Raw genomic sequence first — 9,662 nt, forward strand, 5'->3', positions numbered from 1 at the left:
GCCGAAACCCCCGTACGGCCGCCTCCCGCGAGGGATCACCCCTCCGCGATCACCACCGCCGAGGCGACCCCCGCGTCATGGCTCAGCGAGACGTGCCAGTTGCGGACGCCCAGTTCCGTGGCGCGGGCGGCGACGGTGCCGCGGACGATGAGGCGGGGCCGACCGCTGTCCTCGGTGACCACCTCGGCGTCGGTCCAGCGCAGTCCGCCCGGCGCGCCAAGGGCCTTGGCCAGGGCCTCCTTGGCGGCGAAGCGGACCGCGAGGGAGGCGATGCCGCGGCGTTCGCCGGAGGGCAGGTACAGCTCCTGCTCCACGAAGAGGCGATCGACCATGCTCGGCGTACGCTCCATCACCTCCGCGAACCGATCGATCTCGGCGACGTCGATACCCACCCCGATGATCACGCGGCTACTCCACCGTCACGGACTTGGCCAGGTTCCGCGGCTGGTCCACCTCGTTGCCGCGGGCGGTGGCCAGCTCGCAGGCGAAGACCTGGAGCGGCACGGTGGCCACCAGCGGCTGGAGCAGCGTCGGGGTGGCCGGGATCTCGATCAGGTGGTCGGCGTACGGGGCCACCGCCGTGTCCCCGCGCTCGGCGATCACGATGGTGCGGGCGCCCCGGGCGCGGATCTCCTGGATGTTGGAGACGATCTTGTCGTGCAGCACCGACCGGCCGCGCGGCGAGGGGACCACCACGACCACCGGCAGGTCGTCCTCGATCAGCGCGATCGGGCCGTGCTTGAGCTCGCCCGCCGCGAAGCCCTCGGCGTGCATGTAGGCGAGTTCCTTGAGCTTGAGGGCGCCCTCCAGGGCGACCGGGAAGCCCACGTGGCGGCCGAGGAACAGCACCGTGTTCTTCTCCGCCAGGCTGCGGGCCAGCTCCCGCACCGGCTCCATGGTCTCCAGCACCTCGTCCACCTGGGTGCCGATCTCGGAGAGTTCGCGGATCACCGCCTGGATCTCGTCGCCCCACTTGGTGCCGCGCACCTGGCCCAGGTAGAGGGCGACCAGGTAGCAGGCGACCAGCTGGGTGAGGAAGGCCTTGGTGGAGGCGACCGCGACCTCGGGGCCCGCGTGGGTGTAGAGCACCGCGTCCGACTCGCGCGGGATGGTGGAGCCGTTGGTGTTGCAGATGGCCAGCACCTTGGCGCCCTGCTCACGGGCGTGCCGCAGCGCCATCAGGGTGTCCATGGTCTCGCCGGACTGGGAGATCGCCACGACCAGGGTGCGCGAGTCCAGGATCGGGTCCCGGTAGCGGAACTCGCTGGCCAGCTCGGTCTCGCAGGGGATCCGGGTCCAGTGTTCGATGGCGTACTTGGCGATCATGCCCGCGTGGTAGGCGGTGCCGCAGGCCACGATGACGACCTTGTCGACCTCGCGCAGCACCGAGACCGGGATCCGGATCTCGTCCAGGCTCAGCGAGCCGTTGGCGTCGATCCGGCCCAGCAGGGTGTCGGCGACCGCCTTGGGCTGCTCGGCGATCTCCTTGAGCATGAAGTAGTCGTAGCCGCCCTTCTCGGCGGCCGAGGCGTCCCAGTCCACGTGGTACGCGCGGACCTGGGCCGGCGCCCCGTCGAAGTCGGTGACCGTCACCCCGTCCCGGCGCAGCTCGACCACCTGGTCCTGGCCCAGCTCGATGGCCTCCCGGGTGTGCGCGATGAAGGCGGCCACATCGGAGGCGAGGAACGCCTCGTCCTCTCCGACGCCCACCACCAGCGGCGAGTTGCGGCGGGCGCCCACCACCACGTCCGGCGCGTCGGCGTGCACCGCGACCAGGGTGAAGGCGCCCTCCAGCCGGCGGCACACCTGGCGCATCGCCTCGGCCAGGTCGCCGCAGGAGGAGAAGGACTCGGCAAGCAGGTGCGCCACGACCTCGGTGTCGGTCTCCGAGGCCAGTTCGTGTCCGCGGTCGGTCAGTTCGGCGCGCAGCGCGGCGAAGTTCTCGATGATGCCGTTGTGTACCACCGACACTCGACCGGCGTTGTCCAGATGGGGGTGGGCGTTGGCGTCGGTCGGACCGCCGTGGGTGGCCCACCGGGTGTGGCCGATGCCGGTGCCGCCGCTGGGCAGCGGTCGGGCCGCGAGCTCCTTCTCCAGGTTGGCGAGCTTGCCCGCCTTCTTCGCGGAGGCCAGGCCGCCATCCGCGAGCACCGCCACTCCTGCCGAGTCATAGCCCCGGTACTCCAGCCGCTTGAGGCCGGCCAGGACGACATCGAGGGCGGACTGCCCTCCCACATAACCAACGATTCCGCACATGCACGCAGCGTACGGCCCAGGCGCCCGGGGACGGGCATCCGCCCGTGCGCCAAGCGTGGGGCACCGCCCGGTACGCGCGCTCCGGGCCGGTCCTCCGGCAGGTGACCGAGCACACACCATGCCCAGGACCTGCGCACCGTGCATAATGCGCCGATACGGCACCGGGCCGCATCCCTACCCGACGTTACTGGGGGAATCGTGCGTCGCTCCACTCTCACCGCAGCCACCGCACCGCTGCTGGCCGCGGCCCTGCTCGGCTCCCTCGTCGGCTGCTCCGCGGACTCGGGCGGTGACACCGACGGGCTCGACGAGGTGTCGGCCACGCCCCTGCCGGTGAAGGTGCCGCGCACCCCGGTCAGCGCCGCCACCGCGGCCAGCGGCAAGAGCAGCGCCAAGGTCACCGAGCGGATCGAGGTGCGCAGCGACAAGGGCGGTTTCAAGATGACCGTGTCCGGCGGCTTCGACATGGGCCGGGACACCGGGAAGCTGACCGCGCGGCTGCCCGGCGGCGCCATCGACCACATGGACGAGGTCTTCGCCGGCGGCAAGGTCTACCTCCAGCCGCTGGGCAACCTCAAGAAGGGCAAGTGGGCGGTCATCCCGCGGGACCAGACCCAGGCCCACTACCTGCTGCGGGCCCCGGTCAACGACCCGGAGCACGTGCTGAGGCAGATCTCGACCCTGCGCAAGGTGAAGAAGGCCGGCACCGAGAAGATCGACGGCACGGCCACCACCCACTACACCGGCACCCTGGACCACGCCACCCTCACGATGCGGCTGGAGGCCGGCACGCTCGCCAAGGTGGACGCGATCCGCAAGAAGCAGGGGAAGGACCTGCCGGTCGCCGGCGACGCCTGGGTGGACGACGAGGGCCGCATCCGCCGGGTGCGGATCACCTCCACCATGGGCGGCACCACGGCCCTGATCACCATGGACCTCACCGACTACGGCACGCCGGTGAAGGCCGAGGCACCGGAGAAGTCGGCGACCGTCCCCACCGAGAACACCCAGGGCCTCCTCCCGGGCTGACGCCGACCGGACCAGTGGCCGGGCGTGCCGAGCGGACGGGACAGGGGCGGATCGGCTGTGATCCGGATCACCACCTCCCCCTGACCGCGCCGGAGGCGCCCCGGCGTGACCTAGCCCACGCCCCGGTGACGCGGCACTCCGCCCCGGAAACCACGAAAATGAAGTGGTGATCACGTCTCCAGCGCGCCCCCCGCAGCAGCGGCGCACCAGTGACTCGACCCCGTACGTGGACCTGTCCCGAGCGGAGTGGAGCGCGCTGCGCAAGAAGACGCCGCTGACGCTGACCGCCGGGGAACTCGACCGGCTGCGCGGCCTCGGCGACGTCATCGACCTGGACGAGGTGCGGGACGTCTATCTGCCGCTGTCCCGGCTGCTCAACCTGTACGTGGCCGCCACCGGCAGTCTGCGCGGCGCGCTCAACACCTTCCTCGGCGACACCAAGAAGGGCAACGGCGCCCAGCCCGGCACCCCGTTCGTCATCGGCGTCGCGGGCAGTGTGGCGGTCGGCAAGTCCACCACCGCCCGGCTGCTGCGGGAGCTGCTGGCCCGCTGGCCCGAGCACCCGCGGGTGGAGCTGATCACCACCGACGGCTTCCTGTACCCCAACGCCGAGCTGCACCGGCGCGGGCTGATGTCCCGCAAGGGCTTCCCGGAGTCCTACGACCGGCGGGCGCTGACCCGGTTCGTGGCGGATGTGAAGGCGGGCCGGGAAGAGGTCTCGGCGCCGGTCTACTCGCACCTGATCTACGACATCGTGCCCGGCGAGCTCCAGACCGTGCACCGCCCCGACATCCTGATCGTGGAGGGGCTGAACGTGCTCCAGCCCGCGCTGCCGGGCACCGACGGCCGCACCCGGGTGGGGCTCGCCGACTTCTTCGACTTCAGCGTCTACGTGGACGCCCGCACCGAGGACATCGAGCGCTGGTACCTGGGCCGGTTCCGCAAGCTGCGCGAGACGGCGTTCCAGAACCCGCACTCGTACTTCCGCAAGTACACCCAGGTCTCCGAGGAGGAGGCGCTGGAGTACGCCCGGATGATCTGGCGCACGGTCAACCGCCCCAACCTGGAGGAGAACGTCGCGCCCACCCGGGGCCGGGCCACCCTGGTGCTCCGCAAGGGGCCGGACCACAAGGTCCAGCGGCTCTCGCTGCGGAAGCTGTGAACACGCGGGCCGGGCCGTGCCGGAAGGTTTCCCCTCCACACGGCCCGGCCCGGTCCGGGACGTCCTAGCCGAGGGCGGACTTCACCGCGTCCGCCAGGCGGCCGGCCACCGCGCGGGCCTGCTCGATGTCGGCGGCCTCGACCATCACCCGGACCAGCGGCTCGGTGCCGGAGGGCCGCAGCAGCACCCGGCCGGTGGTGCCCAGCTCCCGCTCCGCCTCGGCCACCGCCGCGGTCAGCTCGGCCGAGCTGGCGACCCGCGACTTGTCCACGTCCGGCACGTTGATCAGCACCTGCGGCAGCCGCTCCATCACCGAGGCCAGCTCCGCCAGGCCCCGGCCGGTGGCGGCGACCCGGGCGGCCAGCAGCAGACCGGTGAGGGTGCCGTCGCCGGTGGTGGCGTGGTCCAGCACGATGACATGGCCGGACTGCTCGCCGCCCAGCGCGTAGCCGTGGCGCTTCATCTCCTCCAGTACATAGCGGTCGCCGACCGCGGTCTGCACCAGCTGGACGCCCTCGCGCTCCATGGCGAGCTTGAAGCCCAGGTTGGACATGACGGTGCCGACCACGGTGTCGCCGCGCAGCCCGCCGCGCTCGCGCAGCGCCAGCGCCAGTACGGCCAGGATCTGGTCGCCGTCCACCTCCTCGCCGCGGGCGTCCACGGCCAGGCAGCGGTCGGCGTCGCCGTCGTGCGCCACACCCAGGTCGGCGCCGTGCTCCACCACGGCCGTGCGCAGCTTGGCCAGGTGGGTGGAGCCGCAGCCGTCGTTGATGTTGAGGCCGTCCGGCTCGGTGCCGATGGTGATCACCTCGGCGCCGGCCCGTGCGAAGGCCTCCGGGGAGACCCGGGAGGCGGCACCGTGCGCCCCGTCGATGACCACCTTCAGGCCGTCCAGGCGGTTCGGCAGTACGCCGATGAGGTGGGCCACGTACTTGTCGAAGCCCTCGTCGTAGTCCCGCACCCGGCCGACGCCGGCGCCGGTGGGCCGCTCCCAGGGCTCACCGGCGGCGTGGCCCCGGTAGGTCTCCTCGATCCGGTCCTCCAGCTCGTCGGCGAGCTTGTGGCCGCCCCGGGCGAAGAACTTGATGCCGTTGTCCGGCATCGGGTTGTGGCTGGCGGACAGCATCACGCCCAGGTCGGCGCCGAGCGCCCCGGTGAGGTAGGCGACCGCGGGGGTGGGCAGCACGCCCACCCGCAGCACGTCGACGCCCGCGCTGGCCAGCCCCGCCACCACGGCGGCCTCCAGGAACTCCCCGGACGCGCGCGGGTCCCGTCCGACCACCGCTACCGGCCGATGGTCCTCGAAGTCACCCGCTTCGGCGAGTACGTGCGCCGCCGCGACCGACAGTCCGAGCGCCAGCTCGGCCGTCAGATCCGCGTTGGCGACACCGCGCACACCGTCCGTACCGAAGAGTCGTCCCACTGCTGTCCTCCGAATTGCGCGGGGGTATCGGGTCGCCCCCGGGAGAAAGGTGTCGTGCCGTGAACCGGAGTATGGCGTACGGGTGTACGCATTCCGGCCCCCCATAGCCGAACGCCCCGGCAGCACGGATAGTGCCGCCGGGGCGTCGGCGTGGTGCAGTGTGCCAAAGCGCACTGCGCAGGCAGCGAGTCGCGATTAGCGCTTGCTGTACTGCGGCGCCTTGCGGGCCTTCTTCAGACCGGCCTTCTTGCGCTCGGTGGCGCGGTCGTCACGGGTCAGGAAGCCGGCCTTCTTGAGCGGGCCGCGGTTGTTGTCCACGTCCGCCTCGTTCAGGGCGCGGGCGATGCCCAGACGGAGCGCACCGGCCTGGCCGGAGACGCCGCCACCCGCGATGCGGGCGATGACGTCGTAGCGGTCGTCGAGCTCCAGAACCTTGAACGGCTCGTTGACTTCCTGCTGGTGCACCTTGTTCGGGAAGTACTCCTCGAGGGTGCGACCGTTGATCTTCCACTGGCCGGTGCCCGGCACGATGCGGACGCGGGCCACGGCGTTCTTGCGGCGGCCGGTGCCGGCGGCCGGCTGCGGCTCGCCGAACCGGGAGGCAAGCGACTCGCTGGAGTACTCGGTCGCCTCGGACTCGAAGGTGTGGTCGCCCTCGTACTCGTCGATCGGCGTCTCGGCGGTGGTCTCAGCCACGATTCTCCTCAGATATCTCTCGTCTTAGGGGTGGCCGGAACTACTGCGCGACCTGGGTGATCTCGAACGGGGTCGGCTGCTGGGCACCGTGCGGGTGCTCGGAGCCGGCGTAGACCTTCAGCTTCGAGAGCATCTGACGGCCGAGGGTGTTCTTCGGGAGCATGCCCTTGACGGCCTTCTCGACGGCCTTCTCGGGGTTCTTGTCGAGCAGCTCGTCGTAGCGGACGGACCGCAGACCACCCGGGAAACCGGAGTGGCGGTAGGCCATCTTCTGGGTCCGCTTGTTACCGGACAGGTGCACCTTGTCGGCGTTGATGATGATGACGAAGTCACCAGTGTCGACGTGAGGCGCGTACATCGGCTTGTGCTTGCCCCTCAGGAGGGACGCGGCCGTCGAGGCCAGACGGCCCAGGACGACGTCCTGCGCGTCGATGACGTGCCACTGGCGCTGGACATCGCCGGGCTTGGGGCTGTACGTACGCACGGTCGTAGCCTTCGCTTCTTCAGTGAGTGGTTTCCCCCAGGCCACGAGGACCGAGGGGAAGGGTCCTTACAAGGCCACCCAGACGATCACGACAGCTGTGACCGCGCTCCGGTGACGCAAACCGAAGGGCGACCGCTGGTCATCGGCCCGGTGGACCGGCGTAACGGCCTCTCACGTGAGAACGAGCAAGCCAATACGCATAACGAACCAGCAGAATACCGGCCCGCCCCCGGACGGGTCAAAACAGCCCCGCCCCGCCGCCGCGGATCCCTCCATCGGGGTCCCGGAAGCCCGGGATCCCGCCTCACCTGCGGCGCGCCACCCGGCCCTCGTCCCAGACCGGCTCCGGGGCCTCCCGCACCCGGCCGTCCGCGCCGAACACCAGGTAGCGGTCGAAGGAGCGGGCGAACCAGCGGTCGTGGGTGACCGCCAGCACCGTCCCCTGGTAGGCCTCCAGCCCCTCCTGCAGCGCCTCCGCGCTCTCCAGGTCCAGGTTGTCCGTCGGCTCGTCCAGCAGCAGCGCGGTGGTGCCGGCCAGCTCCAGCAGCAGGATCTGGAAGCGCGCCTGCTGGCCGCCGGAGAGCTGCTCGAAGCGCTGGTCGCCCTGCCGCTCCAGCTCGTAGCGGCGCAGCGCGCTCATCGCCCGGCCCCGGTCCCTGGCGTGCTCGGTCCACAGGATGTCCACCAGGGTGCGGCCCAGCAGCTCCGGGTGCGCGTGGGTCTGCGCGAAGTGGCCGGGGACCACCCGGGCGCCCAGCTTCCAGGCCCCGGTGTGCGCGATCTCCTCGCCCGCCAGCAGCCGCAGGAAGTGCGACTTGCCGGAGCCGTTGGAGCCCAGCACCGCGACCCGCTCGCCGTAGAAGACCTCCAGGTCGAAGGGGCGCATCAGCCCGGTCAGCTCCAGGCCCGCGCAGGTCACGGCGCGTACCCCGGTGCGTCCGCCGTGCAGCCGCATGGTGATCTCCTGCTTGCGCGGCGGCTCCGGCGGCGGGCCGATCTCCTCGAACTTCCGCAGCCGGGTCTTGGCCGCCTGGTAGCGGGAGGCCATCTCGTCGCTGCGCGCCGCGTACTGCTGCATGTCCAGCACCAGCTTCTTCAGCTGGGCGTGCTTCTCGTCCCAGCGGCGCCGCAGCTCCTCGAAGCGCTCGAAGCGCTCGGCCCGCGCCTGGTGGTACGTGCCGAAGCCGCCGCCGTGCACCCAGACGTCCGAGCCGGCCGGGCTGGGCTCCACGCTCACGATCTTCTCGGCGGCCCGGGCCAGCAGCTCCCGGTCGTGGGAGACGAACAGCACCGTCTTCCGGGTCTCCCGCAGCCGCTCCTCCAGCCAGCGCTTGCCGGGCACGTCGAGGTAGTTGTCCGGCTCGTCGAGCAGCAGCACCTGGTCGGGACCGCGCAGCAGCGCCTCCAGCACCAGCCGCTTCTGCTCACCGCCGCTGAGCGTGCGCACCTGCCGCCACTGGGCCTTCTCGTAGGGGACGCCGAGCGCGGCCGTGGTGCAGATGTCCCATAGCGTCTCGGCCTCGTAGCCGCGGGCCTCCGCCCAGTCGCTGAGCGCCTGCGCGTACGCCATCTGCGCGGCCTCGTCGTCGACCGTCATCACCGCGAGCTCGGCGGCGTCCACCGCGGCGGCGGCCTCCCGCAGCCGCGGCTGGGAGACCGAGACCAGCAGGTCCCGCACGGTCCGCTCGTCCCTCACCGAGCCCACGAACTGCGGCATCACCCCCAGCCCGCCGCTCACCGTGACGGTGCCGCCGTGCGGCTTGAGCTCACCGGCGATCAGCCGCAGCAGGGTGGTCTTGCCCGCCCCGTTCGGCCCGACCAGCGCCACTGCCGAGCCTTCGCCGACCCGGAACGACACATCGCCCAACAGCACCCGCCCGTCCGGCAGGTAGTACTCCAGGTGCGCGGCCTCCAGATGTCCCATGAGGCAGGATTGTCGCGGGACTCCTGGGCTCTTTCCAACCGGTTTAAGATGCGCGCCATGAGCTATGGGCAGGGGGGACCTCAGGGGCCGGGACCGTACGGCCCCGGAGAGCCGCAGGGCCCCGGGGGGACACCGGGCCCGGGGACACCGCAGGGGGGCATACCGCAGGGACCGTTCCCGGGCGCGGCACAGGCCCCGGGGGCGCCGCAGGGGCCGTTCCCCGGCACACCACAGGGGTCGAACGCACCGCAGGGGCCGTTCCCGGACGCGGCACAGGGCCCGGGGGCGCCGCAGGGACCGTTCCCCGGCACACCGCAGGGCCCGGGCGCACCGCAGGGCCCCTTCCCAGGCGCGGCACAGGGCCCGGGCGCACCGCAGGGCCCCTTCCCGGGAGCGCCGGGCGGGCCGTACGGGCCCGGCGGCGTCCAGCAGCAGCCGCAGCCGGCGCCGCGGACCCCGGACTGGGCGGCGATGGCCGACGACACCGCGCGCCGCGGCCGCCGCCGCAGGTGGCTGCTGATCGGCGGCGGGGTGCTGGCCACCGGGGCCGTCGCGGCGATCGTGGCCACCGCCGTGGTGAGCAGCGGCAAGGACACGGCCTCGGGGGACAAGGCCGGCCATCTGCCCCAGCCGGAGAAGCTGCCCAGCGAGTCGCCCGCCCCGGAACCCACCTTCTCCGATGTGGCCC

General features: G+C 71.9%; 8 protein-coding genes and 1 pseudogene. 3 read left to right on the forward strand and 6 right to left on the reverse strand.

Features of this window, described 5'->3' with window-relative positions; translation table 11 throughout:
* Positions 1 to 35 precede the first annotated feature (35 nt).
* A complete protein-coding gene (locus E4099_RS23395; protein WP_135341090.1) occupies positions 36 to 404 on the reverse strand; it encodes a holo-ACP synthase in 369 nt (122 codons plus the stop codon).
* 4 nt (positions 405 to 408) lie between these two features.
* A complete protein-coding gene (glmS, locus tag E4099_RS23400; RefSeq protein WP_135341091.1) occupies positions 409 to 2,256 on the reverse strand; it encodes a glutamine--fructose-6-phosphate transaminase (isomerizing) in 1,848 nt (615 codons plus the stop codon).
* 198 nt (positions 2,257 to 2,454) lie between these two features.
* Here glmS and E4099_RS23405 point away from each other — a divergent pair, with 198 nt between their 5' ends.
* A complete protein-coding gene (locus E4099_RS23405; protein ID WP_135341092.1) occupies positions 2,455 to 3,285 on the forward strand; it encodes an SCO4651 family lipoprotein in 831 nt (276 codons plus the stop codon).
* Positions 3,286 to 3,451: 166 nt separating this feature from the next.
* Complete coding sequence (gene coaA, locus E4099_RS23410) at positions 3,452 to 4,447, forward strand: type I pantothenate kinase (RefSeq protein ID WP_135341093.1); 996 nt, start codon at positions 3,452 to 3,454, stop codon at positions 4,445 to 4,447.
* Positions 4,448 to 4,511: 64 nt separating this feature from the next.
* Here coaA and glmM read toward each other — a convergent pair whose 3' ends face one another.
* The 4 genes from glmM to E4099_RS23430 all read right to left on the reverse strand — a co-directional run bounded on the left by glmM (position 4,512) and on the right by E4099_RS23430 (position 8,974).
* A complete protein-coding gene (gene glmM, locus E4099_RS23415; RefSeq protein ID WP_135341094.1) occupies positions 4,512 to 5,870 on the reverse strand; it encodes a phosphoglucosamine mutase in 1,359 nt (452 codons plus the stop codon).
* Positions 5,871 to 6,065: 195 nt separating this feature from the next.
* On the reverse strand, positions 6,066 to 6,566 hold the full coding sequence (gene rpsI, locus E4099_RS23420) for a 30S ribosomal protein S9 (RefSeq protein ID WP_135341095.1): 501 nt from the start codon (positions 6,564 to 6,566) through the stop codon (positions 6,066 to 6,068).
* 40 nt (positions 6,567 to 6,606) lie between these two features.
* Positions 6,607 to 7,050, reverse strand: coding sequence for a 50S ribosomal protein L13 (gene rplM, locus E4099_RS23425; RefSeq protein ID WP_135341096.1), 444 nt, complete (start codon positions 7,048 to 7,050; stop codon positions 6,607 to 6,609).
* A gap of 304 nt (positions 7,051 to 7,354) precedes the next feature.
* Positions 7,355 to 8,974, reverse strand: a complete 1,620-nt coding sequence (locus tag E4099_RS23430) for an ABC-F family ATP-binding cassette domain-containing protein (RefSeq protein ID WP_135341097.1) — start codon at positions 8,972 to 8,974, stop codon at positions 7,355 to 7,357.
* A gap of 471 nt (positions 8,975 to 9,445) precedes the next feature.
* Between E4099_RS23430 and E4099_RS35250 the strand changes: the two are divergent.
* A pseudogene (locus E4099_RS35250) lies at positions 9,446 to 9,662 on the forward strand (hypothetical protein); the annotation flags it as partial.

The sequence above is a fragment of the Streptomyces palmae genome, from assembly GCF_004684805.1.
GTDB classification, from domain to species: domain Bacteria; phylum Actinomycetota; class Actinomycetes; order Streptomycetales; family Streptomycetaceae; genus Streptomyces; species Streptomyces palmae.